28 protein-coding genes are annotated in these 23,791 nt (G+C 64.8%); 13 read left to right on the top strand and 15 right to left on the bottom strand.

Annotated elements, in window-relative coordinates:
- Window position 1: 1 nt before the first annotated feature.
- Window positions 2–796: an OmpA family protein gene (locus ACI0FO_RS15080; protein ID WP_105557032.1), complete on the top strand. Its 795-nt coding sequence runs from the start codon at window positions 2–4 to the stop codon at window positions 794–796.
- A 40-nt stretch (window positions 797–836) separates the two neighbouring features.
- Here ACI0FO_RS15080 and tssA read toward each other — a convergent pair whose 3' ends face one another.
- On the bottom strand, window positions 837–1,958 hold the full coding sequence (tssA, locus tag ACI0FO_RS15075; protein WP_416027809.1) for a type VI secretion system protein TssA: 1,122 nt from the start codon (window positions 1,956–1,958) through the stop codon (window positions 837–839).
- A gap of 174 nt (window positions 1,959–2,132) precedes the next feature.
- On the opposite strand from tssA, the gene ACI0FO_RS15070 reads away from it, so the two are divergent.
- From ACI0FO_RS15070 to ACI0FO_RS15060, 3 genes are all read left to right on the top strand, one after another.
- The gene (locus tag ACI0FO_RS15070; RefSeq protein WP_105557033.1) at window positions 2,133–2,384 is read left to right on the top strand and encodes a hypothetical protein; all 252 of its coding nucleotides are present in this window, start codon (window positions 2,133–2,135) and stop codon (window positions 2,382–2,384) included.
- Between the two features lie 36 nt (window positions 2,385–2,420).
- A complete protein-coding gene (locus ACI0FO_RS15065) occupies window positions 2,421–2,696 on the top strand; it encodes a PAAR domain-containing protein (protein ID WP_105557034.1) in 276 nt (91 codons plus the stop codon).
- Window positions 2,697–2,832: 136 nt separating this feature from the next.
- Window positions 2,833–4,224 carry a tetratricopeptide repeat protein gene (locus ACI0FO_RS15060; RefSeq protein WP_416027806.1) on the top strand — a complete coding sequence of 464 codons (1,392 nt, stop codon included), beginning with the start codon at window positions 2,833–2,835 and terminating at the stop codon, window positions 4,222–4,224.
- 32 nt (window positions 4,225–4,256) lie between these two features.
- On the opposite strand, the gene ACI0FO_RS15055 is transcribed toward ACI0FO_RS15060, so the two are convergent.
- On the bottom strand, window positions 4,257–5,180 hold the full coding sequence (locus ACI0FO_RS15055) for a LysR family transcriptional regulator (protein ID WP_416027805.1): 924 nt from the start codon (window positions 5,178–5,180) through the stop codon (window positions 4,257–4,259).
- A 106-nt stretch (window positions 5,181–5,286) separates the two neighbouring features.
- Here ACI0FO_RS15055 and ACI0FO_RS15050 point away from each other — a divergent pair, with 106 nt between their 5' ends.
- From ACI0FO_RS15050 to ACI0FO_RS15035, 4 genes are all read left to right on the top strand, one after another.
- Window positions 5,287–6,444 carry an ABC transporter substrate-binding protein gene (locus tag ACI0FO_RS15050; protein ID WP_416027804.1) on the top strand — a complete coding sequence of 386 codons (1,158 nt, stop codon included), beginning with the start codon at window positions 5,287–5,289 and terminating at the stop codon, window positions 6,442–6,444.
- Between the two features lie 9 nt (window positions 6,445–6,453).
- Complete coding sequence (locus ACI0FO_RS15045) at window positions 6,454–7,521, top strand: Rieske 2Fe-2S domain-containing protein (protein ID WP_416027802.1); 1,068 nt, start codon at window positions 6,454–6,456, stop codon at window positions 7,519–7,521.
- A gap of 1 nt (window position 7,522) precedes the next feature.
- Complete coding sequence (locus tag ACI0FO_RS15040; RefSeq protein WP_416027800.1) at window positions 7,523–8,491, top strand: PDR/VanB family oxidoreductase; 969 nt, start codon at window positions 7,523–7,525, stop codon at window positions 8,489–8,491.
- A gap of 71 nt (window positions 8,492–8,562) precedes the next feature.
- The gene (locus ACI0FO_RS15035; protein ID WP_416027799.1) at window positions 8,563–8,727 is read left to right on the top strand and encodes a hypothetical protein; all 165 of its coding nucleotides are present in this window, start codon (window positions 8,563–8,565) and stop codon (window positions 8,725–8,727) included.
- Between the two features lie 69 nt (window positions 8,728–8,796).
- On the opposite strand, the gene ACI0FO_RS15030 is transcribed toward ACI0FO_RS15035, so the two are convergent.
- Window positions 8,797–9,333: a thioredoxin family protein gene (locus tag ACI0FO_RS15030; protein WP_416027797.1), complete on the bottom strand. Its 537-nt coding sequence runs from the start codon at window positions 9,331–9,333 to the stop codon at window positions 8,797–8,799.
- A gap of 44 nt (window positions 9,334–9,377) precedes the next feature.
- Complete coding sequence (locus tag ACI0FO_RS15025) at window positions 9,378–10,067, bottom strand: cytochrome c biogenesis CcdA family protein (protein ID WP_416027795.1); 690 nt, start codon at window positions 10,065–10,067, stop codon at window positions 9,378–9,380.
- A 174-nt stretch (window positions 10,068–10,241) separates the two neighbouring features.
- Between ACI0FO_RS15025 and ACI0FO_RS15020 the strand changes: the two genes are divergently transcribed.
- Genes ACI0FO_RS15020 through ACI0FO_RS15010 form a run of 3 tightly spaced genes read left to right on the top strand, consistent with a single transcriptional unit; the run spans window position 10,242 to window position 12,457 of the window.
- Window positions 10,242–10,370, top strand: coding sequence for a hypothetical protein (locus ACI0FO_RS15020; protein WP_255410185.1), 129 nt, complete (start codon window positions 10,242–10,244; stop codon window positions 10,368–10,370).
- Window positions 10,371–10,406: 36 nt separating this feature from the next.
- Window positions 10,407–11,147, top strand: a complete 741-nt coding sequence (locus tag ACI0FO_RS15015) for a response regulator (protein WP_416027793.1) — start codon at window positions 10,407–10,409, stop codon at window positions 11,145–11,147.
- On the top strand, window positions 11,144–12,457 hold the full coding sequence (locus ACI0FO_RS15010; protein WP_416027791.1) for a sensor histidine kinase: 1,314 nt from the start codon (window positions 11,144–11,146) through the stop codon (window positions 12,455–12,457). The genes ACI0FO_RS15015 and ACI0FO_RS15010 overlap by 4 nt, the downstream gene beginning before the upstream one ends.
- Window positions 12,458–12,479: 22 nt before the next feature.
- Here the strand turns inward: ACI0FO_RS15010 and ACI0FO_RS15005 are convergent, their stop codons facing one another.
- Window positions 12,480–13,241 carry a 5'-methylthioadenosine/adenosylhomocysteine nucleosidase gene (locus ACI0FO_RS15005; RefSeq protein ID WP_416027789.1) on the bottom strand — a complete coding sequence of 254 codons (762 nt, stop codon included), beginning with the start codon at window positions 13,239–13,241 and terminating at the stop codon, window positions 12,480–12,482.
- 272 nt (window positions 13,242–13,513) lie between these two features.
- On the opposite strand from ACI0FO_RS15005, the gene ACI0FO_RS15000 reads away from it, so the two are divergent.
- A complete protein-coding gene (locus ACI0FO_RS15000) occupies window positions 13,514–13,939 on the top strand; it encodes an organic hydroperoxide resistance protein (protein WP_416027787.1) in 426 nt (141 codons plus the stop codon).
- Window positions 13,940–14,037: 98 nt separating this feature from the next.
- On the opposite strand, the gene ACI0FO_RS14995 is transcribed toward ACI0FO_RS15000, so the two are convergent.
- Window positions 14,038–14,433: a hypothetical protein gene (locus ACI0FO_RS14995; RefSeq protein WP_416027785.1), complete on the bottom strand. Its 396-nt coding sequence runs from the start codon at window positions 14,431–14,433 to the stop codon at window positions 14,038–14,040.
- Complete coding sequence (locus ACI0FO_RS14990) at window positions 14,430–14,609, bottom strand: hypothetical protein (protein WP_416027783.1); 180 nt, start codon at window positions 14,607–14,609, stop codon at window positions 14,430–14,432. The genes ACI0FO_RS14995 and ACI0FO_RS14990 overlap by 4 nt, the downstream gene beginning before the upstream one ends.
- A gap of 410 nt (window positions 14,610–15,019) precedes the next feature.
- Here ACI0FO_RS14990 and ACI0FO_RS14985 point away from each other — a divergent pair, with 410 nt between their 5' ends.
- Complete coding sequence (locus ACI0FO_RS14985; RefSeq protein WP_416027781.1) at window positions 15,020–15,583, top strand: RNA 2'-phosphotransferase; 564 nt, start codon at window positions 15,020–15,022, stop codon at window positions 15,581–15,583.
- Between the two features lie 94 nt (window positions 15,584–15,677).
- Here ACI0FO_RS14985 and ACI0FO_RS14980 read toward each other — a convergent pair whose 3' ends face one another.
- The 8 genes from ACI0FO_RS14980 to ACI0FO_RS14945 form a co-directional block, all read right to left on the bottom strand.
- Entirely contained in the window at window positions 15,678–16,982 is a 1,305-nt protein-coding gene (locus ACI0FO_RS14980; RefSeq protein WP_105557042.1) for an ABC transporter substrate-binding protein, read from the bottom strand.
- A gap of 36 nt (window positions 16,983–17,018) precedes the next feature.
- Window positions 17,019–18,143, bottom strand: coding sequence for a zinc-dependent alcohol dehydrogenase family protein (locus ACI0FO_RS14975; RefSeq protein ID WP_416027779.1), 1,125 nt, complete (start codon window positions 18,141–18,143; stop codon window positions 17,019–17,021).
- A gap of 61 nt (window positions 18,144–18,204) precedes the next feature.
- Window positions 18,205–18,957 carry a glucose 1-dehydrogenase gene (locus tag ACI0FO_RS14970; RefSeq protein WP_105557044.1) on the bottom strand — a complete coding sequence of 251 codons (753 nt, stop codon included), beginning with the start codon at window positions 18,955–18,957 and terminating at the stop codon, window positions 18,205–18,207.
- Between the two features lie 25 nt (window positions 18,958–18,982).
- Window positions 18,983–20,419, bottom strand: a complete 1,437-nt coding sequence (locus ACI0FO_RS14965; protein ID WP_416027777.1) for an aldehyde dehydrogenase family protein — start codon at window positions 20,417–20,419, stop codon at window positions 18,983–18,985.
- Between the two features lie 17 nt (window positions 20,420–20,436).
- Entirely contained in the window at window positions 20,437–21,093 is a 657-nt protein-coding gene (locus ACI0FO_RS14960) for an ABC transporter ATP-binding protein (protein ID WP_416027775.1), read from the bottom strand.
- A gap of 3 nt (window positions 21,094–21,096) precedes the next feature.
- Window positions 21,097–21,837 (bottom strand): ABC transporter ATP-binding protein, encoded by a 741-nt coding sequence (locus tag ACI0FO_RS14955; RefSeq protein ID WP_105557047.1) that lies wholly within the window; start codon window positions 21,835–21,837, stop codon window positions 21,097–21,099.
- A gap of 2 nt (window positions 21,838–21,839) precedes the next feature.
- The gene (locus ACI0FO_RS14950; protein WP_416027773.1) at window positions 21,840–22,844 is read right to left on the bottom strand and encodes a branched-chain amino acid ABC transporter permease; all 1,005 of its coding nucleotides are present in this window, start codon (window positions 22,842–22,844) and stop codon (window positions 21,840–21,842) included.
- Complete coding sequence (locus tag ACI0FO_RS14945) at window positions 22,844–23,749, bottom strand: branched-chain amino acid ABC transporter permease (protein ID WP_105557049.1); 906 nt, start codon at window positions 23,747–23,749, stop codon at window positions 22,844–22,846. Before ACI0FO_RS14945 ends, ACI0FO_RS14950 begins: the two co-directional genes overlap by 1 nt.
- Window positions 23,750–23,791: the final 42 nt, after the last annotated feature.

Raw genomic sequence — 23,791 nt, 5'->3', positions numbered from 1 at the left:
CATGCGTGTCTCTCTCCTGATCATGGCGGCGCTGTTTTCATGCGCCGCGGCGGCGCAGGACGGCGCAACGGTCGTTCCCGCCAACGTCGTGCCGCAGCCCGGCCAGGTGGTCGCCAGCGGTTCCGTGCCCGACGAGGCCACCAAGGCCGACGTGCTGGCGCGGCTGCAGCAGGTCTACGGCGTGGGCAATGTCATCGACCAGATCGACGTGGGCGGCGTCGTGGCGCCGCCCAATTGGTCCGAACACGTGGGCAAGCTGATCGGGCCGCCCCTGAAACAGATCAATCGCGGCCAGCTGGAAATCGACGGCACACAGATCCGCCTGCGCGGCGAAGTCCAGAACGAGGCATCCCGCCAGCAGATCGCCAGCACCTTCGCCACCTCGCTGAACCCGACGTACAAGATCGTGAACGGCCTGCGCGTGTCCGCCAGCAAAGACGAGCAAGGCCTGCTGGACAAGGTGCTGACCAACCGCGTCGTGGAATTTGAAACCGGCAGCACCACGCTGACCGCGCGCGGGCGCGAATTGCTGGACCTGGTGGCCGACGTGGTGCCCAAGCTGCATAGCGAGAAGGTGCAGATCATCGGACACACCGACAGTTCCGGCAGCCGCAGCACCAACCTGGCGCTAAGCCAGGCGCGCGCGGATGCGGTCAGGGCTTATCTGGTGGACAAGGGCTTGCCCCCCGCGCGTTTCGAAACGCTGGGCGCGGGCCCTGACCAGCCGGTGGCGACGAACGCTACGGCGGAAGGCCGCGCGAAGAACCGCCGCATCGAATTCCGGGCCAGCCGCTAGCGCCCGGCGGCCCCGCCGCCTGGGCGGGACGACACCGCCTTTAGCCGTTGTTGTCGGAGGGTTTCGGCACGCCCAGCAGTTCTTCCAAGCCCGACAGCGCCTCGCCGTTCTTGACGACGGTGCGCAGCCACAGGTGCAGCGACATCTCGCCCCAGCTGGCGGCCTTGTCGGCCAGGTAGGCCACCGGGCTGTGGGGCTCGGTACGGCGGAAGAACTCGGCCACTTCACGCAATTGCGCCAGCGCTTGATCACGCGTTTGCAGCGGACCGCGAGCCGGCGCGGCAAAGCCGGTGGATTCGGTCGGTGGGTTGGCGGCGGACAAGGAAGGCTCCAATCGCGTGGCGGCGGGAGGAATTCCCGGCGCGGTCGCTGCGGACGCGGACGGCGCCAGGTCGGCGCGCACCAGCAGCCCGGCTTCGCGGGCAAAGCGGTGCACCAGCGCGGTCACGTCCTTCAACGCGTCGCGCACCGGCGAGAAGGCCGGCCCCTCGTCGCCCAGGTATTCGGCCAGCGTGCGTTCCAGCACGTCGACCGCGGCAAAGCAGCTTTGCAAATTGGCTTCCAGTTCGGAATAGAACGCGGGCGGCGTATCGCGGCGCGCGGCGTCGAACTGGTCCATGGTGACTTTGCCGCGCGTCAGGTCCGCGGCGTGCTGCGGCGTGCGCTTGACCGCGTTGGCCAACTGCGCCGCGCTTTCCCATATCGCCGCGCCAAAACGGCCGCCTTCGGATTGGGTCAGCGGCAATTCGCGGATCAGCTGCTGCGATCGCGACAGCAGCCAGGCCAGATTCCCCACCCGCTGTTGCACGTCGCCATCCTCGGGCACGGGATGCAGCCCATCCCAATAGCGGCGGCACAGGCCATCCAGCAGCAGGTATCCGTCACGCAAACCCGCAAAGCCGCGCGTCTTGGCCCAGGCTTCGGCCAGCCATGCCGCCACGCGCACGTCCTTGCTGCGGTCGCGCAGCACCTCGGTGCAGACGCGGATCACGTGCGGCCAGTCGGCCTCTTTGATGTCGATGATCCAATCGCCCTGGTCCAGATGCGGATCGTCCTGGCGGCGGGCTTCGCGGATGGCGTCGAACTCGGCCGAGAACACCATGTCGGCGCCACAAGGCGCATCGCCCGGGATGGGCTCCAGCAATGTGTCGATATCGGTCATATTGGTCTTGATGAATGGCAAGATCGCGGCCACCCGCTTGCGGGTGCGACCGCCCGAAAGAGGCCCGATGATCCCATATCTGTCCAGCACTTACGTTCGAAGATGACACGTCCTATTACAAAGCGCATCACGCACCCTGGATATGATTCGTGTTCCCGCACGCAAGGAAACGCGATGAACAAATCCTTCCATCAAATGCCTGACGGTCACTTCATCAACGGCACGCCCCGCCGCTGCCCGGACGGCACCTACGTCGGCGACGGCGGCCCCATCACGCGTGCCCCCGACGGCACCTATGTGGCCGGCAAACCGCAGCGCGCGCCCAACGGCCGATACCTGGGCGGCGATGGCCCGGTCCGCATGGCGCCCGACGGCACCTTCGTGATCGGCACCCCCAGGATGGCGCCGGACGGCACCTACCTGTAAGCACTTTTTACCAACCCTCCGGAGCCCCGTACCGCCATGGCAGAGCGATCCGTAATACGCAAGGGCGACCGCACCTCGCACGGCGGGGTGGTCGTCACCGGCGACGAGAGCGTGATGATCTTCGGCCAGCCCATGGCCCGGTTGGGCGACCGCGTCGCCTGCCCCACCTGCGCGGGCCAGCACGTCATCGTCGAAGGCGCGCCGGGCGTCAGTTCCGACCGGCGCACCGCGCTGGAAGGCATGAAGACATCCTGCGGCGCCACGCTGATTGCCAGCCAGCAGTTCTATCGCCTGGAGCATGGCGGCGGCTGAACCCCCGTCCGCCCGCACGCTTGAACTGACCTGAGTGTTTGGGGGCAACAGCCCCCACCTGCGCCGGATTCGCCGCGGCGCGCGTTGTCGTGCACAATCCCGCCACGCCCACTCCGCGGTATCCCAAGCAGTCCTTATGACGCCTTTGCAGCCCCTTCCGATCACCGCGCTCGTGCTCGCCGCCGCGCTATGCCTGATGCCGCCCGCCGCGCATGCCGCCGACACGCCGGCCCCCAGCAAGACCACCGCCCGCACCGCATCGCCCCCGGCCGGCATGCCCGAATACGGCGAAGGCAGCCACGGCCGCAGCCTGACGCTTGGCTTGTACGACGGCGACACCTTCCAGCCCGCCGCCAACACGCCGTACCGCCTGTTCCTGACCGCCAAGAACGACGCGATCCAGGGCACGCCCAGCGGCGACGGCATCCTGCATGGCGTCACCGACGCACAGGGCCGAACCGCCTGGGTCTGGACCACGCAACCGCACGCCGCCGCTGATTTCACCCTGATCCGGCGCATCGGCGACGGCCCATGGGGCCATTTCTTCCAGCTGCATTCCAGCGGCGACAACGAACCGCTGCCCGCGTGGCCCTACATTCTGACGCTGCGCCAGCGTTGGGGCGAGCAATGGGTCGACCTGGGCTACACCACCCGCCAGGGCGCGACGGCCTACTTCAGCCACAACATGCCGGCAGGCAGCATCTCGCTGTCCATCGAATCCCGCACGACCGACAACCGCGCCTGCTTCGGCGAGCTGGATGCCATCAACCGGAAGCTATCCCGGAACGACCTGGAAGGCGCGGAACAATCGATCGGCGCCATGCGTTGCGCCGACACGCCACGCCAACAGCTGGACCTGGCCCACCTGCTGTTGATGGCCGGCCAGCAAGACCAAGCCCGGCAATGGGTACTGCGCGCGCGTCAGTGGCGTTTTCCGGAATCGCTGCAACGCCCGGACACGGCGCTGGTGCAAGACCGCCTGAACCTGGAACGGCTGTTGGCCATGCCCGCCTTCGCCCTGGCCGATGCGCAGCTTCTGCAGCAACGACAAGCCAAGCGCGGACGGGCGCAACGCCCAGGCGACGCGGACTACGACAACGAAATCGCCTACTACCTGGCGGACTTCCCCAACTTTCTACCGCAGGCCGAAGCGCAAGTGCGCGAGTCCATCCGCCGCGCTGGCCCCAACCCCTACAACCAGGGCACGCTGGGCTGGATCCTAGCGTTGCGGGGCAACACCGAAGAGGGCCTGCGCCTGATGCGCGAATCGTACCGTCGCATCCCGCGCAACGAAGAAATCGTGGCGGACTACGGCCTGACGTTGTGGCGGCACGGCCAACCGGAACAGGCCGAGCGGCTGTGGGACGAAGCCCAGGCGCAGTGCGTATGGGGCCGGCGCCTGCACGACGCGATGCGGGAAGCGCAGTATCCGCATCCCTATTTCCAGCTGGCCGACTCCCCGGCGGTGAACGCGTACCGGCAGCGCTGCGACCAACCGCGGACCAAACGGAAAACGGTGGCCAGCTGACCGCCGGGAAGCGCGTTCATGGTCAGAACCGGCTAGTCCGGTATCAACGGATACGCGTCAAAGGTCTCTTTCACGAGCTCCCGCAGCCATACGATGGCGGGATCCTGGTGAAAGCGCGGATGCCAGTGCTGCCGCAATGCGAATGACGGCAAAGGCATGGGCGGTTCAAGCACCCGGACCGACCCGTAGCCGGCGAACACATTGCCCAATTCTTGGGGCACCGTCGCAATCAGGTCCGGGTGCTGGTCGATCAGCAAAGGCACGACCAGGAAATGCGGCGTCGACAGGAAGACGTTGCGTGTGATTCCCTGCTCTTCGATCGCGCTGTCATAAGCCTCGGACGAACGCCCCGCCAACGTCACCACGATCTGCGGCATTCGTTGGAACTGCTCCAGCGTCATCGTGTCGCCCACCTCCAGGTTCTTCACGCTGACCAGCGTGACGAACTTATGCATGAATAGCTGCTGCTGGAACAAGCCGGACGGCGCGGCCCGCAACGAGCCCAGCACAAGGTCTACTTCGCCTGAGGCCAGCAGGGGTTCGATCTGCGGAACCGGCACTTGCCGCGACCGCAACGTGCAATGCGGAGCCAGCTTGCGCAAGCGCCTGATCAGCGGCGGCAAGAACACGAGTTCGCCCATGTCTGTCATGCACAGCGTGAACGCGCGCCTGGCCACGGCAGGATCGAACTGGGCCTGGGACAGTATCTGCGCGCGTATCGTCGCCATCAGGTCCAGCACCGTGGGCGCCAGGCTTTCCGATTTTGGCGTGGGTTGCATGCCCTGCCCCGTCTTCACGAACAAGGGGTCATCGAAAAACGACCGCAGCCGGTTAACCGCGTGACTCATCGCGCTTTGCGACAAACCCAGCTGTTCGCCCGCGCGCGTCACGCTACGTTCACGCAGCAGGCTGTCGAAAACGGCAAGCAGGTTCAGGTCGAACTTCTCGTTATGCATAAGGTGCATTCCCAGTATTAGGCCTATGACATTGACGCATATTCCGCATCTGCCTATCTTGCTGTCAAGCGCCGCGCAGATCGGCGTTCCGACTAGGAGACAAATCTTGAAACCCCGTATCCGCCTCACTTCAGGGGCGCTGTTTTCCTGCGCCCTGCTTTCCTGTAGCCCCGCCAGTGCCGACATCAACGTGGGCGTAGTGCTGTCGCTGACCGGGCCCGCCGCGTCGCTCGGCGTACCGGCGAAAAACGCCATCGACCTGCTGCCGCGCGAACTGGGCGGCGAGGCGATCCGCTACACCGTCCTGGACGACGCCTCCGACACGACCCAGGCTTCCCGCGCCTTTCGCAGACTGGTCGACGAACACAAGGTAGACGTGATCCTCGGCGCTTCGGTGACGCCCGCGACCTTGGCGCTGGTGCCCATCGCGCAAGAAAAGCAAGTGCCGCTACTTAGCCTGGCCGCCAGCGCCAAGATCGTGGAACCGATGGACCCGCAACGGCGATGGGTATTCAAGGTCATCCAGAACGAGAACCTGATGGTGGCCGCCACGGTTGCCCATATGAAGGCTCAAGGCATCAAGACGCTGGGCTACATCGGCTTTGCGGATGCCTACGGCGACAGCTGGCTGGCCGAAACCCGCATGCAGGCCGAACAGGCCGGCATCAAGCTGGTGGCGGCTGAACGCTATGTGAAGACCGACACCAGCGTCACCGCCCAAACGCTGAAGCTCCTTGGCGCGCGCCCGGACGCCATCCTGGTGGCGGCATCGGGCACACCTGGCGCGTTGCCCCAGAAGTCGCTGCGCGAACGGGGCTACCCGGGCGGCATCTATCAGACCTACGGCATCGCCAACCGCGAGTTCCTGCGCATCGCCGGCAAAGATGCCGAAGGGGCCGTGTTCGCCGTCGGCCCCGTGGTGGTCGCAAGCCAGCTTGACGCCGCCAACCCGATCCGCGCGGTCGCCACCGACCTGACGCAACGCTACGAAGCCGCCTACGGCAAGGATTCCATGTCGGTGTTCGCCGCCAATGCATGGGACGCCAGCATCGTGCTTCAACAGGCGTTGACGGCTGCGCGGGACACGGCAAAACCCGGCACCGCCGAATTCCGGTCGGCCTTGCGCGACGCGCTCGAAGCCACCCGGGACGTCGTGACGTCGCAAGGGATATCCACCATGTCGGCCCGCGACCACGTCGGCTACGACGCACGCGCCGCCGTGATGGTTCAGATCAAGAACGGCGCGTGGCGCTACGTGCAATAGGAATCGATCATGTTCGTCAAAAACACCTGGTATGTGGCCGCCTGGGACAAGGAAGTCAGCGCGGAAAGCCTCTTCTCGCGCACGATCATCGGCGTTCCCGTGCTGATGTACCGCGACAGCGCCGGCCGGCTGGTGGCGCTGGAAGACCGCTGCTGCCACCGTGGCGCGCCGCTGTCCGTGGGGCGACGCGAGGGCGACTGCGTGCGCTGCCTGTATCACGGCTTGAAATTCGATGCGACGGGCGCCTGCGTGGAGGCGCCCGCTCAGCCCCGCATTCCGCCGCAGGCCCGCGTGCGCACATTCCCCGTCGAAGAACGGCATCGCTGGATCTGGATCTGGATGGGCGATCCGGCACGCGCCGACACGGCCCTGATCCCCGACACGCAATGGCTGGACCATCCCGACTGGCGCAGTCAGGACGGCTACATCCACTATGACGTCAACTATCTGCTGATCGCCGACAACCTTCTGGATTTCTCCCATCTACCGTTCGTGCACCCCACGACGCTGGGCGGCAGCGAAGACTACGCCGCCGTGTCGCCCAAAGTCGAAAGGTTGGCTGACGGCGTGCGCATCACGCGCTGGACCATCGACACGGAGGCCCCCGCCTTCGCCACCAAGGTCAAGCAATGGCCGGGCCGAGTCGACCGCTGGAACATCTACAACTTCACCCTCCCCGGCATCCTGCTGATGGATTCCGGCATGGCCCCCACCGGCACCGGCGCGCAGGAAGGCCAGCGTGTGGATGCCGCCGAATTCCGGGGTTGTCAGGCGTTGACGCCGGAAACGGAAAACTCGACCCACTACTTCTTTGCGCATCCGCACAATTTCGCGATCGACCGGCCTGAAGTCACCGCGTCCATCCATCAAAGCGTGGTTGCCGCTTTCGACGAAGACCGCGACATCATCACGGCGCAGCAACGCTCCTTGTCGCTGGCGCCGGACTTCAAGATGGTGCCGCTGTCCGTCGACGCCGCCCTGTCGCAATTCCGCTGGGTCGTCTCCCGGCGGCTTGAAGAGGAGCGGCAACAAGCAGCCGGCATCATCCCGATTGCCGCCAACCGGGAGGTCGCCTGACATGCGGCCGCTGATCATCAGCCGGATCACTCGCGAGGCGGAAGGCGTGCTGGGGCTGCTGCTGTGCAGTCCCGACGGCGCCGATTTACCTGCCTATGCGGCGGGCGCCCATGTCGACGTGAAATTGGGAAACGGGCTGATCCGCCAGTATTCGTTGTGCGGCGACCCTGCCGACCGTGGCGTGTACCGCTTGGGCGTGGGGCTGGCCTCCGATTCGCGCGGAGGGTCGCGCCATATCCACGACACGCTGCGCGAAGGCGATCTGTTGGCCGTCGGCGAGCCCCGCTCGCTTTTCGGCTTGCACCCCCAGGCCGGCGCCCATCACTTCATCGCGGGCGGCATCGGCATCACCCCCATCTTGAGCATGATCTTCGCGTGCGAACAACGCGGGGAATCGTGGACGCTGCTGTACTGCGCGCGCAGCCGCAAGCACGCCGCGTTCTTGAATGAGCTGTCGGCCCATGCCAACCGTCTTCGTCTGCATTTCGACGATGAACAAGGCGGCGCGCGATGCGATCTGGATCCGCATCTGACCGGTGTCCTGCAACCGGGCTCCCATGTCTATTGCTGTGGACCCGGGCCATTGATGGACGCGGTAGCGCTGGCCTGTGAACGCCAATGCCTGCCTGCCGCTCAACTGCATGTTGAACGCTTCTCCCTAGCCGGGGCCGAAGCCGCAACGGAGACCAGCGCCGCCGACCCCAATTCCGGCTTCACCCTTGTCCTGGCCCGTAGCGGCGGAAGCTACCACGTTCCCGCCGGGAAGTCCGTGTTGGAGGTACTGGAAGCCGCCGGCATCGCCTGGCCGCATGCCTGCCGCGAGGGGCTATGCCGAAGCTGCGAGGCGGGCGTCCTGTCCGGCCAGGTGGACCATCGCGACTACGTGCTGAGCGACGAAGAACGCGCGGCGAACCGCAGCATGATGGTTTGCGTCTCCCGGAGTTGCGGCACGCTGGAGTTGGATGTGTAGCGCGCCGCCCTATAATCGTCATCATGCGCTGCACGCAACGCGCCTGCCTTGGGCAGCCGCAGGAGACCGCCATGAAATCCTCGTTGAAGCCTTTGATCGCCCTGCTGGCCACCGCCTTGCTGCTTGCGGGGTGCGCCCCCGGCAAGGGCGGCCCGCCCCATCCCGGCGCCGCCAACCCGTACAGCAACGGCGGCTTCCATGACGCCGGGCCCAACTATCCCGACACCGGCCGCTAGGCCACCCGCACCGGAGAAAATCCGCGACGGGTGCGCGGATCAGACGGGGGGCCAGTTCGCCATCCCCGCCTAGCCCGGCTGAGCCAGCAAGCGCTGGATCTCCGCTTCGGTTTCGGCATAGTTGCCTTCGCCGAAGTGGCGGTAGACCACTTGGCCTTGCTTGTCGATCAGATAGACCGCCGGCCAATACTGGTTGCGGTAGGCCTCCCAGGTGGCGTAGCGGTTGTCCTGCGCCACCGGATACGTGATCTTGAAGCGTTCCAGCGCCTTCTGGACATTGGCGGTCGAGCGCTCGAAAGGGAACTCCGGCGTGTGCACGCCCACCACGACCAAGCCCTGGTCCTTGTACTTCTGATGCCAGCTGGTGACGTACGGCAGCGTGCGAATGCAGTTGATGCAGGTGTAGGTCCAGAAATCCACCAGCACGACTTTGCCGCGCTGCGCCGCGACAGTGAGCGGTGGGCTATTCAGCCAGTTCTCGATGCCCGTGAACTCCGGCGCCGGGACCGGCGTACCCGCGGCCTGCGCGGCCCCGGGGAGCACGGACGCGACCAGCGACGTAGCAATCAACGCGCTTAGCGCGATCTTCTTGATGAAAACAAACATGGTCGAACTCCTTGCAGTCAGTTGCGCAACGTCAGTTGCGAAGGTCAGTTGAAAAGACTGCTGATCCAGGCATAGGCCAGGATGTCGTACTGGAAATAAATAGCGGCCGCGGTCAGGATCAGCAGCACGCCGAAGCCCTGCTGCAAACGGTGTGTGTAGCGCGACAGCCCACGCACCCGGGCCGCGATGGCCTGCCCCCCGTATGCGATCACCAGCATGGGGATGCCGGCGCCCACGGCGAACACCAGCAGCAGCGTGCTGGACTGGGTCAGGTCTTGTGCTTTGGCGGCCAGCACCAGGATGGACGCCAGCACCGGGCCCGCGCAGGGCGTCCACACAGCGCCCAGCGACAAGCCCAGCACGAAGCCGCCCGCATTTCCGCCGCCGGCCCCGCCCGCACTGAACGCCAGTTGTTGCAGCGGGCCGCCAAACCGGGCGATCAGCCGGTCATAGGGTTGCGGCCAGATGCGGACCAGGCCAAACAAGGCCAGCAACGCGATCGAGGTTGAGCGCACGGCTTCATGCACCGTGGCATTCAGATTGGATAGCAGGCTGAGCGCGATGCCCAGCCCGGCGAACGCCAGCACGAAGCCGGACACGACGAATAAGGGGCGCATCCGCCCGGGATGTTCAAGCGACGTGGCAAGCAGCACAGGCAACAAGGGCAGCACGCACGGCGACGCGATGGTCAGCATGCCGGCCAGCAAGGCGATGGGGGTGTTGATCAGGTCCATGGGGGTGTCCTTTGGAAAGAGGCCCCATTGCACCCGCGGCACGTATCCGGCTTGTGCCGGTTTGGCGCGCTTTTTTCCCGCTTATGTATCCGCCCCCCGCCCGTATACAGTACGACACACATCCCGGATCCGGCGGCGCTATAACCCGTTCATCCCGTCTGCGGAGCCCTTCCGATGAAACGATTCCTTGCCGTGCTGTTGCTGCTGTTCGGCGGCTTTACCGCCGAAGCCGCCAAGCCTTTCCAATGCCAGCTGATCACCAACACCCGGCCACGCCGGGATCCCCTGCCCCCGGTATCATGAACGCCACGTCCTCCCACCCTGAAAAGGCATCCTCAGATGGATCACGTTGATCACGTCATGATCGTCGACGACGATCGGGAAATCCGCGAATTGGCCGGCAACTTCCTGAAGAAGAACGGACTGGCCGTCACGCTGGCGGCCGACGGCCGACAGATGCGGTCGCTGCTGGAAAGCCTGTCCGTCGACCTGATCGTGCTGGACATCATGATGCCCGGCGACGACGGGCTGGTGCTTTGCCGTGAATTGCGCAGCGGCAAGCACCGCCGCATCCCCATCCTGCTGCTGACGGCGCGCAGCGACGACATGGACCGCGTCCTGGGCCTGGAAATGGGCGCCGACGACTATCTGGTCAAACCCTTCGTGGCGCGCGAACTGCTGGCTCGCATCAAGGCGATCTTGCGGCGCACACGCATGCTGCCGCCCAACTTCCAGGTGACGGAACCGGGCCGCGAGATCGCGTTCGGCGACTGGCGCGTGGATACCACCGCGCGCCATCTGCTGGACGCCGATGGTACGGTCGTGTCCCTGAGCGGCGCGGAATACCGGCTATTGCGCGTCTTCCTGGATCACCCGCAACGCGTGCTGAACCGCGACCAGTTGCTGAACCTGACGCAAGGCCGCGACGCCGACTTCTTCGGCCGGTCCATCGACCTGCTGGTCAGCCGCCTGCGCCAGCGCCTGCGCGAAGACGCGCGCGAACCCCGCTACATCAAGACGGTGCGCAGCGAAGGCTACGTGTTCTCGGCCGCCGTCGACGTCTCGGAATCCGATCAGTGAACGCCACCGCCCCGCGCCGCTTCGCCTGGCCCGGCACGCTGGTCGCGCGCCTGTTCCTGATCTTCCTGGTTGGCCTGCTGTTGGCGTATGGCCTGTCGTTCGCCTCGTTATTCTATGAACGCTACAACGCCACCAAAACCATGATGCTGGGCGACCTGGAGCGCGACGTCGCCATCGCCATGGACATCCTGGACCGACTGCCTGCCGCCGAACGCCCCGCCTGGCTCCCGCGCCTGTCCAGCGGCAACCGGGAATATCTGCTGGGCAACGGCGATGCCGACCAGCCGCTGGAACTGGACGCCGCGCGCACGGCGGCGCGCACCATCGAAGCCGCACTGGGCGCCGCCCGGCCCGTCACCGTGCGCGCCATGGCCAACGATCCCCGGCACATCCAGGCGCGCGTCGTGCTGTCCGACGGGCAACCCGTGATCCTGGACATCCACCTTTCCCTGATAGGCCCGGCCCCGTGGCTGTTGGTGGTGCTGGCGGTGCAACTGGTCCTGCTGATCGGCTGCGCCTGGCTGGCCGTGCGGCTGGCGGTTCGCCCATTGACACGCCTGGCCCAGGCCGCCGAAGCGCTGGACCCGAACAGCAAGAGTCCCGCGCTGGACGAACGCGGCCCCACCGAAGTCTCCCACGCCGTCGCCGCATTCAACGCCATGCAGGAACGCATCGCCACGCACGTCGCCGAGCGCATGCAGATGCTGGGCGCCATCTCGCATGACCTGCAAACGCCGATAACCCGCATGAAGCTGCGCACGGAATTCATGGAAGATTCCGTCGACCGCGACAAGCTCACGAACGACCTGAACGAAGTCGAACGGCTGGTACGCGAAGGCATCGACTACGCCCGCAGCGCCCACGGCAAGGTCGAGCCACCGGTCCGCGTGGAGCTGACCGCCTTTCTGGAAAGCCTGGTGTACGACTACCAGGACACCGGCAAGCAGGTCAGCCTGTCGGGCGACCGTGCCGGCCCCTTGCAGACCCGTCCGCATGCGCTGCGCCGGATCCTGGGCAACCTGATCGACAACGCGCTGAAGTTCGCGGATGCCGCCGAGGTGCAGGTCCTGGCACGCGGCGAGTCGCTATCGATCTTTGTACTGGATCGCGGGCCAGGCATTCCCGCGCATGAACTGGCGAATGTGCTGCAACCCTTCTATCGCCTGGAAGGCTCGCGCAACCGCGACACGGGTGGCACGGGGCTGGGCTTGGCCATCGCGCATCAACTGGCCGAGGTATTGGGCGCCAAGCTCGTCTTGAGCAACCGCGATGGTGGAGGCTTATCCGCGGAACTCCGCCTGTCGCGGTAAGGCCCCCGGTGCGCGGCGGATCCTAGTTTGCGGCCAAGGCACCCGACTTCAGCAACGGCTCCAAAATCCCGGCGGTGTACACCCGCGCCACGTTCTGCAGGAACGCGGTGAAGTCGGTCTTTGCGGCATGGTCGGCGCGGTCCGAAATCACCCGCATCACCGCGAACGGAATCCCGAATTCGTAGCAGACCTGCGCCATCGCCGCGCCCTCCATCTCTACGCACAGCGCATCGGGCAAACGCTTGCGCAGCGCCAACGCGTCGTCGTTGTGGCTTACGAAAACATCGCCCGTGGCAATCAGGCCCTGGTGGACGGTGGGCACGGCTAGCGTGGCCCGGCCAATCGCCACCGACGCGCCCCTAGCCCGGATGAACTGCCCGGCATGTTCGTGCAGCAACGCGCTCAAGCCCGCATCCGCCTCAAAGCGCACCCGCCCCAACAAGGGAATCTCGTGCTGATCGAACAAGGGCCGCGCGTCCATATCGTGCTGCATCAGGCTGCTGGCAACCACCACATCGCCCACATCCACATCCGCATGCAAGCCGCCGGCCAGCCCCGTGAACAGCACGCGTGACACCTGGAATTCCCGAATCACGATCGACGCCGTCGCGGCCGCCGCCACCTTGCCGATGCGGCTAAGCGCAATCACGCACGGCGTACCCCATAGCGTGCCCACATGGAAATCGCGCATGGCGATGCGATGGATGGCCGCACCCGGATCCATCGCGGCAAGCAGGTCGGCGATCTCTTCGTGCAAAGCGCCCAGAATGGCAAGACGGCTCATGATGTCCTTGTATTTAGCTGGCGACACGACGAAATGCCGCGCAGGGCGGAACATACTTTAAATGATGCGGGGGTTCCAATGGGCGGAGTACTGACCATGCGATGTGTGCTGCTATCGGTGCAGCGCCCTGTATCCCAGCGTATCCGGTTGCCCTGGCGATACACAGCAATGCGACACCGCCAGCCCGCCGACACAAGCGGGATACAGACGCTTGGTGCAATGCAGGCTCCATTCCACCCCGCGGCCACGCCGCATCATGATCGGGAGCCATCATGGCCAAGCAACTTGAAGAAGTCCTCTACACCGCCAACACCCACACCACCAGCGGCCGCGACGGCACGGGCCGCAGCAGCGACGGCGCGCTGGACGTGCAACTGAGCCCGCCCGGGTCCGGCAAGCTGGGCACGAATCCCGAACAACTGTTCGCCGTGGGGTATTCCGCCTGCTTCATGGGCGCGATGAAACGCGCGGGCGCCGCGAATGGCATCGTTGTGCCCAAGGAAGTAACGATTGATGCCAGCGTGTCGCTCGGCAAGGTCGACGGCGGGGCGAATTTTGCGCTGGCGGTCCTGCTGGCGGTGTCGCTGCCGGGGTTGAGCCAGGAGGAGAAGCGCGTGCTGGTGGAAGGCGCGCATCAGATGTGCCCGTATTCGCGGGCGATCAGCGACAACGTGGATGTGCGGTTTGAGGTTGTTTGAAGGGTTGGAGTTATCCATAGGACACCTCCTTCAAGTACTGCCTACTTCTTCGGGTGTCCGGAAAACCCGGGCTAGCTCAGACTGACACCTTAATTTTTTCAGGACTGATCCCAGGCGTCGATGGTCAGGAAGTGTTTGGCGGGACAGGCCGCCACGCGGTCGGCATGTACTTCAATCTTGCCCATCCAGCCAGGCGGCTGGGCATATTCCTCGCCCTCGTCGATGCCGAAAATCCAGACGCCCACCTGGGATGACTGGATGCCGCCGCCTTCGATCAGCGGCAGCACATCACCAGCGCGGGAGATGTAGCGGTTCGGGTAGCCGCTTCCTGAGACCTTGGCGGCCTTGCCTTGCTTGACCAGTTTTTCGATCCAGCGAAGACCCTCCGCGCCTGCCTCCCACTGCGCCAGGATGGCCGCACGACAGGCTTTCGCGTCGGCGCGATCGCATTCCTCGGGGCTGTGCGTCGATATAACGATCCACCAGCCGATCATTGCGCTGCCAACTCCTTGCCGGACAGAGTATTGTTGTTTTCCATCGTACTGTTCATATGAAGTCCTTTTGTCGCGCCTTCCGATCGGCCGGCAGGAGCACCTGGAAGAATCATCAGGCCGTCGTCTAAAACCGCCTTATTGAATTCCAATATGCCTAATATCAGTGTTCCTTTCAATCCTGCTCCCCGGCCGGCCATCCTCTTCCATGGGACCACGACGCAGTTTATCCGGAATAAGGTGTCGGCCTGACACCTTAAATCGCATGCCAGCGTGTCGCTCGGCAAGGTCGACGACGGGGCGAATTTTGCGTTGGGGTGGTGCCGGCGGTGTCGCTCCCTCGCCCCAGCGGAACGATACGCCGTTGCGCTGCCACAACGTCCGGATGTCGTATCAGACCGTCGTAGGGTGTGATCGCTTTACATCGCCACCGCAGATACGCTTGAATACCGGGTATGACCGGCATGACAACAATGAAAAGCAGCGGCACGGTCCTCGAGCTTTCTGTGCAATGCACGACCTTTTTCCCACGGATCGCCCGCTCAAAACGCCGGGGCTAAATTCCGTCCGGCGACCCAAACAAAAAAATATGAAAACCCACACCACAGAAACCAGTAAATTTCTCAGCTATGTGCTGCGCCACAATCCCCAAGCTATTGGCCTGACGCTGGATAGCGAGGGATGGGCGGATATTGCTACCTTGATCGACGGCGCGCGGCGGGCGGGCAAGGCGTTGGACGACACCTTGCTTCGCACCGTTGTCCGGGACAACGACAAGCAACGCTTCAGCATCTCTGAAGACGGCAAACGAATCCGCGCCGCGCAGGGGCACACGACGGAAACCGTTGCGATCAGCCATACGGCCATCACCCCGCCCGCGACACTCTTCCATGGGACGGCGACGCGGTTTATCCCGTCCATCATGCAGGAAGGCTTGAAGCCCGGGCAGCGGCAGCATGTCCACCTGTCGGATAACCGGCAGACGGCTATGTCGGTCGGCCAGCGTTATGGCGCACCTGTCATCCTGCACGTTGCCGCCGGGGCCATGCATCAGCAAGGCTTTGCGTTCTACCAGGCGGACAACGGCGTATGGCTGACCGCCCACGTTCCGACGACGTTCCTGACGCACGAGAACCCGTCAGGCCTCCCGTAGCAGTCGGCCTCGCTGCGCAGGATGCCCCCTGCACAAAAAAAACCCCGGCGATTGCTCGCCGGGGACGTCCCTGCACACACACAACACCGATTGATCAGTTCGCGAAGACCTTGATCTGGTCGCTTTTCAGCACGTCCGGGGTCAGGCTCTTTTCGATCCACTCCATCGACGTGTCGGACACGCCCGGGGTGACCAGTTCAGCCGGGACGATGGTGATGTCGGCCAGCACCTTGAACGGGTACTTGTCGCTCTTTTTCGTCACGCCGAACAACTGCGCTTCCAGGCCCTGGCCGTCGGCGCGATGCATTTTGACTTCGCGGCCGTAGCCCTTGAAGGTCACGTCGTGCATGGCGGCGGCCACCTGCTCCGGGCTGGGCCACGCGCCGCCGTTGTCCTTGATGGCTTTTTCGTAGCCGGCTTTCAGGCCCTGAATGGCTTGCACCATGTGGTAGACCGAGTAGATGGGGTAGGCGCCGGTCTTGTCGTGGAATTTCTTCACGAAGGCCTGGTGCTTCGGATCGTCCTTGGTTTCCGGATGCAGGAAGTAGTGGTCGCCGCGAGCGCCGACGTAGACGCCTTCAGGCAACGCGTTGCCCAGGCGCTCCAGCGAGCTTTCGGCCAGCGACAGCACAAACGTCGAGTTCTTGAACAGGTTGCGCTGGGATGCCTGGCGCACGAAGTTGTCCAGGTCGCCGCCCCACGACGTCGAGACAATGACGTCCGGACGCAGCGCTTGCAAACGGCTGATTTCGGTGGAGAAGTCGGCGGCGCCAAACTTGGGGAACATCTCGGCCACGACCTTCACGTCCGGCTTGAACTTCTTCAGCGCGGCCAGGAAGATGTCGCGCGAATCTCGGCCCCAGGCGTAGTCCTGGTTGACGATGGCGATGGTCTTGAAGTCGGGCTTGACCTTCATCAGGTACAGCACCTGCGCGACCATTTCGGTGGTGGCGTTGGCCTGGGTGCGGACGACGTACTTGTACTTCTTGCCTTCCAGGGCCTTTTCCGTGCCGCAGTCCCACAACACGTTCAGCACTTTCAGGTCTTCGGCCACCGGCGCCACGATGTTGCAATGGCCGCTGGAGATGGCCGACAGCATGACGCGCGTGCCGCCTTCGGCCAGGCGGCGGTATTCGGACAACAGCTTTTCGCCGCCGCCGCCTTCGTCGATGTAGCTGGGAACGAGCTTGACGCCGTCGATGCCGCCGGCGGCGTTGATGTCCTGGATCAGGATCTCGGCCGCGTCGCGGGCCGGCACGCCAAACACCGATGCAGACCCCGACAGGAAGGTCGAAATACCGATGTTCAATTCCTTCGGCTTGTCCGCAGCGCTGGCCAGCGCCGTGAAGCCCGACAGCAGGGTGGCGCCCAAAAGGGCAGCCAGTCTTGAGGTTTTCATGGTCTTGTCTCCAGTGTTGTAGTCGGGTCTATGCCCTTAGAAAACGATGGCGTCGCGCAGGCTGCCGCCGGTAGCGAGGTGATCGAACCCCTCGTTGATCTGGTCCAGCGAAAACGATTTGCCCATCATCCGGTCCACCGGCAACTGGCCGGCCTTGTACAGGTCGATGTAGCGGCTGATATCGATGGCAGGCACGCCCGACCCCAGATAGCTGCCGCGGATGTCGCGCTCTTCGCCCACCATTTGCGATAGCGACAAGGGGAAGCTGAATTTCGGGTTGGGCAAGCCGGACGTGACGGTCGCGCCGCCGCGCCGGGTCAGTTTGTAGGCGGTTTCGAAGGCGGGTACGGCGCCTGCCATGTCGAAGCCGTAGTCCACGCGGCCACCGGCCAGATCGAACAGGTCGTCGTCCGTCTTGACCTGTTTGGGGTTGACGGTGTGGGTGGCGCCCAGTTCCTTGGCCAGCGCCAGTTTTTCGTCGCTGAGGTCAACGGCGACCACGCGGCGCGCGCCGGCGGCCACGGCGGCCAGCAATGCGCTGAGTCCCACGCCGCCCAGCCCCACGATGGCCGCGGTGTCGCCTGCCTTGATGCGCGCGCGGTTCAACACCGCGCCGGCGCCGGTCAGCACGGCGCAGCCGAAGAGCGCGGCCTCACGGTGGCTGAGTTCGACATTGACCTTGACGCAAGACCGGCGCGACACGACCGCATATTCCGCGAAGCACGACACGCCGGTGTGGTGGTTGATGTATTCGCTGCCGATGTGCAGGCGGCGGTCGCCACCCAGCAAGGTGCCTTGGGTGTTGGCGGCGGCGCCCGGCTCGCACAATGCGGGGCGGCCTTCCATGCACGGGTTGCAGCAACCGCAACTGGGCACGAACACCATGGCGACGTGATCGCCCGGTTTCAGGTCCGTGACGCCGGGGCCGGTTTCAACGACTTCGCCGGACGATTCGTGGCCCAGCACGATGGGAACGCCGCGCGGGCGGTCGCCGTTGATCACCGACAAGTCGGAATGGCACAGCCCAGCCGCCTTGATCTTCACCAGCACTTCGCCCGTACCGGGCGGGTCCAATTCGATCTCGGCGATGGTCAATGGCCGGGTCTGGGCGTAGGGGCCTTGAACCCCTACGTTGCGCAACAACGCCGCTTTGATTTTCATGCGTCTGACACCCACGGTAGAGAGAAGACGGCCCGGACGTGGCCGGGCCCATTCAAAACGATCAGACGGTACGGCCGCCGTCCACGGGGAATTCCACGCCGGTGATGAACTCCGCCGCGTCGCTGGCCAGGAACAAGGCCGCGGCCGCCACGTCCGACGGCTGGCAGAATCGGCCCAACGGAATGGTAGAGACAAACTTGGCGCGGTTCTCGGGCGTGTCGGGCAGGCCCATGAACAACTCGAACATGCCCGTGATGCCCATCACGGGGCAGATGGCGTTGACGCGGATGCCGTCGGGGCCGAGTTCCACCGCCATGGATTTCGACAACACGTTGACGGCGCCTTTGGACGCGTTGTACCAGCTGAGCCCGGGGCGCGGACGGATGCCCGCCGTGGACCCCACGTTCAGGATCACGCCGCGCTTCTGCTTGCGCATCACGGGCACCACGGCTTGCGCCATGTGGTAGATCGACTTCACGTTAATGTCGAACATGCGGTCGAACATGGCCTCGTCCACGTCCAGCATCGGCTGGTTCTTGTGGGTGATGGCCGCGTTATTGACGACGATATCCACCGAGCCGAACGTTTCCTGGCACGTGCGGACCACGTTGTCGATATCGGCGCGGCTGGACACATCGGCCTTCACGGCAAGGGCGGCGGCGCCCACCTCGGCGGCCACGCGGTCGGCGGCTTCTTTGTTGATATCGGCGATGACCACCTTCGCGCCTTCTTTGGCGTACAGCTTGACGATGCCTTCACCGAACCCGCTTCCCCCGCCGGTGACGATGGCGACTTTTCCTTGCAACTGACTCATGACTTGTCCCCGGATAGCTTGGCGATCATTCGCCGTAGAATTGGATCAATGTTTTGGTCGTGCTCATTTCTTCCAGGGCGATAAAACCCTTTTCGCGCCCGTGGCCGCTTTTCTTGACGCCGCCAAACGGCAGTTCCACGCCGCCGCCGGCGCCAAATCCGTTGATATAGACCTGCCCGCATTTGATGCCGCGCGCCACGCGCTGCTGACGCCCGCCGTTTTCCGTCCAGACCGCGCCCAGCAGGCCGTAGTCGGTGGCGTTGGCCAGTCGGATGGCGTCGGCTTCGGTGTCGAACGGCAGCGCGACCAGCACGGGGCCAAAGATCTCTTCGGTCAGCAACGTGCTGTCGTGCGATGGGGCGCTGAACAAGGTGGGTTTGACGAAGTAACCGCCCGCCGGCACACCGTCGGCGATGGCGCCTTCGGCCGCCACTTTCAGGCCGTCGGCCAGGCCCTTGGCGATGTAGCGGTTGACGCGGTCGAACTGCGCCTTGTTGACCACGGGGCCGCACGTCAGATCCATGTCCGGCGTGCCGGCGCGGACCTTTGAAAACTCTTCCGCCAGCGCCTTCATGAAGTCGGCGTAGATGCCTTTTTGCACCAGCAGGCGGCTGCCGGCGGTGCAGGTCTGGCCCGCGTTGTGGACGATGCCTTTGACGATGGCGGGGATGGCCAGTTTGTAGCGGGCGTCGTCGAACACGATATGGGCAGACTTTCCACCCAGTTCCAGCACGCACTTCACCGCGTTGACGGCGGCGGCTTGCTGGATCAGCACGCCGACCTCGTTCGATCCCGTGAACGTGATGAAGTTGATGCCGGCATGGCGCGACAGGCTGGCGCCCGCCTCTTCGCCCAAGCCCGTCACGATGTTCAGCGCACCGGCCGGGAAGCCCACTTCCAAGGCCAGCTCGGCCACGCGGATGATGGACAGGCAGGCGTCTTCGGCCGGCTTGACCACCGCGGCGTTGCCCATGGCCAATGCCGGGGCCACGCTGCGGCCAAACATCTGCGCCGGGTAGTTCCACGGAATGATGTGCGCGGTGACGCCCAGCGGTTCGCGGATCAACTGGACGGAATAGTCCTTCTGGAATGGGATGGTCTGGCCATGCACCTTGTCGGCCGCGCCGCCGTAGAACTCGAAATAGCGCGCCAGCACGGTGATGTCGGCGCGCGCCGTGGACATGGGCTTGCCCGTGTCGCGCGATTCCAGCTGAGACAGTTCTTCGTGGTGCGCCAGCACGGACTCGCCCAGGCGCAGCAGCAGCCGGCCGCGCTCCAGCGCGGTCATGCTGCCCCAGCCGCCATCCAGCGCGGCGCGCGCCGCCGTCACGGCGGCGTCCACGTCGGCTTGCTGGCCGCGCGGGATGGTGGTGAACACCTTGCCGTCCACCGGCGACACCACGTCGATGGTGCGTCCGTCTGCGGCATCGGCCTTGCGGCCGTCGATAATCATCTGCGTCATGGAAAGTCTCCGGGTATTCAATTCAAGGTGATCGAGCCGCGCTCGATCGTCCAGATCTGGTCAGGGATGTCGCCAAGCAACTTCACGTTGGACTCGGTGATCACCACGCATAGGTCGGGTTGCAGTTCCTTCAGCCGCGCCAGCGCTTCCGTATAGTCGCGCGCCAGCTTCGGGGCCAGGCCCTGGAAAGGTTCGTCCAGCATCAAGAGGCGGGTGCCGATCATGATTGCGCGCGCCAGCGCCACCATCTTTCCCTGGCCGCCCGACAGCGCCGACCCGGACCGGCCCAGCATGGGTTCCAGCTGCGGCACCACCTTCAGCACCGTGGCAATGCGCGCGGCGATCTCGGCCTTGGACTGGCCTTGCACTTCGCAGGGCAGGTTCAGGTTTTCTTCCACGGTCATGGTCGGGAAGATCACGCGGTCTTCGGGCGCGTATCCCACCTTCAGGGCGGCCCGCTTGTGCCCGGGCAACGCCGTCAGGTCCGTGCCGTCGAACGCGATCTTGCCGGACTTGATCTTGGTCAGGCCCATGATGGTGCGCAGCAGCGTGGTCTTGCCCGCGCCGTTGCGGCCCACGATGCCGATGGTCTTGGATGGTTCGAAGCTGGCGCTGACGTCGCGCAGGATGCGGTTGCCCGCCAGGTCGACGTTGATGGCCGATAGATTCAACATGGTTCAGGCCCCCAGCACTTCGCTTTTGATCTGCGGGTTATTCAAGACCTCGGCGGGCGTGCCGTCGGCGGCCACTTTGCCGGCGATCCAGGCGGCCACCCGCGTGGCGTAGCGCGACACAATGTCCACGTCGTGCTCGACGAACCAGCTTGTCACGCGGCGTTCGTCCAGCGCGTGCATCACGGTTTCCATCAAGGCGAACTTGTCTTCAGACGCGACGCCGCTGGTCGGTTCGTCCATGATCAGCAGCTTGGGTTGCAGCGCCAGCGCCATCGCCACGTCAAGCAGCTTGCGCTTGCCTTCCGGCAGTTCGATGGACGCTTCGTCGGCCTCGGGCAGCAGCCCCACCAAATCCAGCGTGGCGTCCACTTCCTTGTCGTCGATGGTGCTTTCCAGCGACCGGAACCAGCTAAGTTCCTTGTTGCGCCGCGCCGCCGCGATCTGCACGCACTGGCGCACCGTATGCTCGGTGAACAGCTGCGGCAGCTGGAACGACCGCCCCAGCCCCAGGCGCACGATCTTGCGCGGCGCCATGGCCGTGACGTCGCGGCCGTCGAAGTACACCTTGCCCTTGGACGGCGCCAGATAGCCCGTGCAGATGTTGATGAAGGTGGTCTTGCCGGCGCCGTTCTGTCCGATCACGGCCAGGCGTTCGCCCTCGTGCAGTTCGAAATCAATGTTGTCGGCCGCGACGACGCCGCCGAAGGCCAGGTACAGGCCGGTGGTTTGAATCAGGGGTTTCATCGTCAGTTCCTTGCCGCTGCCTGCGCATTGGGCGATACCCGCGCCTGCCCGGTGGCGCCGGCACGCGCCAGGTCGCGCTTGCGGTTGGCGGCGCGCTTCATGATCTGGCCGACGAATCCGGTGGGGAACATGAAGATCACCAGGATCAGCGTCAGGCCCAGCAGGAACTGCCACAGGCCCGGGAAGTACGCCGCCGAAACCAGCTTCACGGTCTCGAAGCCCACCGCGCCCAGGAATGCGCCCGCCGCGTGACCGGCCCCGCCCAGGATCGTGATGAACACGAATTCGCCCGAGCGCAGCCACGACCCGATTTCCGGTGTGACCAGGCCCTGCATCAAGGCCAGGATGGCGCCCGAGAAGCCCACCACGACGGCCGACAGTAGATAGCCCTTCCACATGATGAAGTACGCGGAAAACCCCAGGTATTCGATGCGCGTCTCGTTCGTCTTGATGGCCGACAGGGCCTGGCCGCTGCCCGACCGGAAGTAGCGCTGCACCCACCAGGCCAAGGCCATCGACAGCACCAGCGTCAACACCAGCAGCGCGCGCTCGAAAGATTCGCGCTCCATCAGGATGCCGGCCATGGTCGGGCGCACGATACGCAGGCCGTCCGACCCGCCGGTCAGGGTGTAGAGCTTGCCCAGCAGCGCGAACAGCACCATGCTCAGCGCCAGGTTCAACATGCCGAAGAAGATGCCGCGGTAGCGCACCACGAACAGGCCGATCACGATGGCGGACACGAAGCTGGCGACCACGCCCGCCAGGATCAGCACCAAGGCGTCGGTGCCGGGCATGGCGCGCGCCAGGAAGGCCACGGTATAGGCCGAGATGCACGAGTACATCGCGTGGCCGAACGATATCTGGCCGGCGCGGGCCATCACCGACACGCCCAACGCGGCGATGGCGTAGGTCAGGCCGATGACGATCGGCGTGATGGTCCAGGAATAGGCATAGCCCAGGAATAGCGTGGCCAGCGCGGCCACGAGGCTGAGTACGGCGACTTTCATCAGATCCTCCGCGCTTGGGCGACCGTGAACAGGCCATGCGGCCGGATGATCAGCACCAGCACCATGATGATGTAGGGCACCGCCACTTCCAGTTCAGGCGCGGCGTAGACCGCGATGGCGCGAATGATGCCGATCAGCAGCGCCGCGATCAGCGCGCCGGTGATCTGTCCCAGGCCCGCGGTGGCGACCACCGCGAAAGACAGTACCGTCATGTCCGTGCCGGCGCCCGGCACCAGCGATGTGGTGGGCGCCGCCAGCGCACCGCCCAGGGCGCCCAGGATGGTCGCGATCACAAAGGTGACGTAGCCGATCTTCTTGGCGTTGATGCCCAGCGACGTCGCGACTTCCCGGTTGTGGGTGGTGGCCACGGTCTGCTTGCCCAGCTTGGTGTGGCGCAGGAAGAACTCCAGGCACACGTAGGCCAGCACCGCCGTCACCGGCACCACGACCAGTTGGTAGGTGGTGTAGGTGATGTCGCCGATTTCGATGTTGCCCAGCCGGTTGACGACCTCGCTGGCGCTGTAGGGCTGCGCGCCCCACAGCAAGCGCTGGATGTCTTCCAGCATCAGGAAGCCGCCAAAGGTGATCAGCAGTTTCAGGATGGGGTCGTAGTTTTGCGCCCGGCGGATCAGCACGAATTCCATGATGCTGCCCAGCGCCAGGCCGACGGCGATGGCGGCCACGAACAACGCCGCGAACAACAGCACGGGGGAGTCGGTCTTGGGCGCCAGAAACATGACCAGGCTGGCCGCGGCGTAGCCGCCGAACGCGTAGAAGGCGCCATGGGCGACATTCAAAATGCCCATCACGCCGAACACCAGGGTTAACCCCATCGACACCAGGAACAGCAGACTGGCGTAGGCCACGCCATCCACCAAGGCGAGAGGCAGTAGATCCAAGGTCAAGCGTCTTCTCCCAATACGCTAAACACCTGCCGCGCGGACGAC

The sequence above is a fragment of the Achromobacter marplatensis genome (assembly GCF_049060505.1).
In the GTDB taxonomy this organism is placed as follows: domain Bacteria; phylum Pseudomonadota; class Gammaproteobacteria; order Burkholderiales; family Burkholderiaceae_B; genus Achromobacter; species Achromobacter marplatensis_A.
This window is presented reverse-complemented; position numbering and strand designations above follow the sequence as displayed.

What these genes read in the sequence shown, in the direction of transcription:
- ACI0FO_RS15080 (WP_105557032.1), top strand. Translation starts at nt 2, where the DNA reads ATGCGTGTCTCTCTCCTGATCATGGCGGCGCTGTTTTCATGCGCCGCG.
- tssA (WP_416027809.1), bottom strand. Translation starts at nt 1,958, where the DNA reads ATGACCGATATCGACACATTGCTGGAGCCCATCCCGGGCGATGCGCCT.
- ACI0FO_RS15070 (WP_105557033.1), top strand. Translation starts at nt 2,133, where the DNA reads ATGAACAAATCCTTCCATCAAATGCCTGACGGTCACTTCATCAACGGC.
- ACI0FO_RS15065 (WP_105557034.1), top strand. Translation starts at nt 2,421, where the DNA reads ATGGCAGAGCGATCCGTAATACGCAAGGGCGACCGCACCTCGCACGGC.
- ACI0FO_RS15060 (WP_416027806.1), top strand. Translation starts at nt 2,833, where the DNA reads ATGACGCCTTTGCAGCCCCTTCCGATCACCGCGCTCGTGCTCGCCGCC.
- ACI0FO_RS15055 (WP_416027805.1), bottom strand. Translation starts at nt 5,180, where the DNA reads ATGCATAACGAGAAGTTCGACCTGAACCTGCTTGCCGTTTTCGACAGC.
- ACI0FO_RS15045 (WP_416027802.1), top strand. Translation starts at nt 6,454, where the DNA reads ATGTTCGTCAAAAACACCTGGTATGTGGCCGCCTGGGACAAGGAAGTC.
- ACI0FO_RS15040 (WP_416027800.1), top strand. Translation starts at nt 7,523, where the DNA reads ATGCGGCCGCTGATCATCAGCCGGATCACTCGCGAGGCGGAAGGCGTG.
- ACI0FO_RS15035 (WP_416027799.1), top strand. Translation starts at nt 8,563, where the DNA reads ATGAAATCCTCGTTGAAGCCTTTGATCGCCCTGCTGGCCACCGCCTTG.
- ACI0FO_RS15030 (WP_416027797.1), bottom strand. Translation starts at nt 9,333, where the DNA reads ATGTTTGTTTTCATCAAGAAGATCGCGCTAAGCGCGTTGATTGCTACG.
- ACI0FO_RS15025 (WP_416027795.1), bottom strand. Translation starts at nt 10,067, where the DNA reads ATGGACCTGATCAACACCCCCATCGCCTTGCTGGCCGGCATGCTGACC.
- ACI0FO_RS15020 (WP_255410185.1), top strand. Translation starts at nt 10,242, where the DNA reads ATGAAACGATTCCTTGCCGTGCTGTTGCTGCTGTTCGGCGGCTTTACC.
- ACI0FO_RS15015 (WP_416027793.1), top strand. Translation starts at nt 10,407, where the DNA reads ATGGATCACGTTGATCACGTCATGATCGTCGACGACGATCGGGAAATC.
- ACI0FO_RS15005 (WP_416027789.1), bottom strand. Translation starts at nt 13,241, where the DNA reads ATGAGCCGTCTTGCCATTCTGGGCGCTTTGCACGAAGAGATCGCCGAC.
- ACI0FO_RS15000 (WP_416027787.1), top strand. Translation starts at nt 13,514, where the DNA reads ATGGCCAAGCAACTTGAAGAAGTCCTCTACACCGCCAACACCCACACC.
- ACI0FO_RS14995 (WP_416027785.1), bottom strand. Translation starts at nt 14,433, where the DNA reads ATGATCGGCTGGTGGATCGTTATATCGACGCACAGCCCCGAGGAATGC.
- ACI0FO_RS14985 (WP_416027781.1), top strand. Translation starts at nt 15,020, where the DNA reads ATGAAAACCCACACCACAGAAACCAGTAAATTTCTCAGCTATGTGCTG.
- ACI0FO_RS14980 (WP_105557042.1), bottom strand. Translation starts at nt 16,982, where the DNA reads ATGAAAACCTCAAGACTGGCTGCCCTTTTGGGCGCCACCCTGCTGTCG.
- ACI0FO_RS14975 (WP_416027779.1), bottom strand. Translation starts at nt 18,143, where the DNA reads ATGAAAATCAAAGCGGCGTTGTTGCGCAACGTAGGGGTTCAAGGCCCC.
- ACI0FO_RS14970 (WP_105557044.1), bottom strand. Translation starts at nt 18,957, where the DNA reads ATGAGTCAGTTGCAAGGAAAAGTCGCCATCGTCACCGGCGGGGGAAGC.
- ACI0FO_RS14965 (WP_416027777.1), bottom strand. Translation starts at nt 20,419, where the DNA reads ATGACGCAGATGATTATCGACGGCCGCAAGGCCGATGCCGCAGACGGA.
- ACI0FO_RS14960 (WP_416027775.1), bottom strand. Translation starts at nt 21,093, where the DNA reads ATGTTGAATCTATCGGCCATCAACGTCGACCTGGCGGGCAACCGCATC.
- ACI0FO_RS14955 (WP_105557047.1), bottom strand. Translation starts at nt 21,837, where the DNA reads ATGAAACCCCTGATTCAAACCACCGGCCTGTACCTGGCCTTCGGCGGC.
- ACI0FO_RS14950 (WP_416027773.1), bottom strand. Translation starts at nt 22,844, where the DNA reads ATGAAAGTCGCCGTACTCAGCCTCGTGGCCGCGCTGGCCACGCTATTC.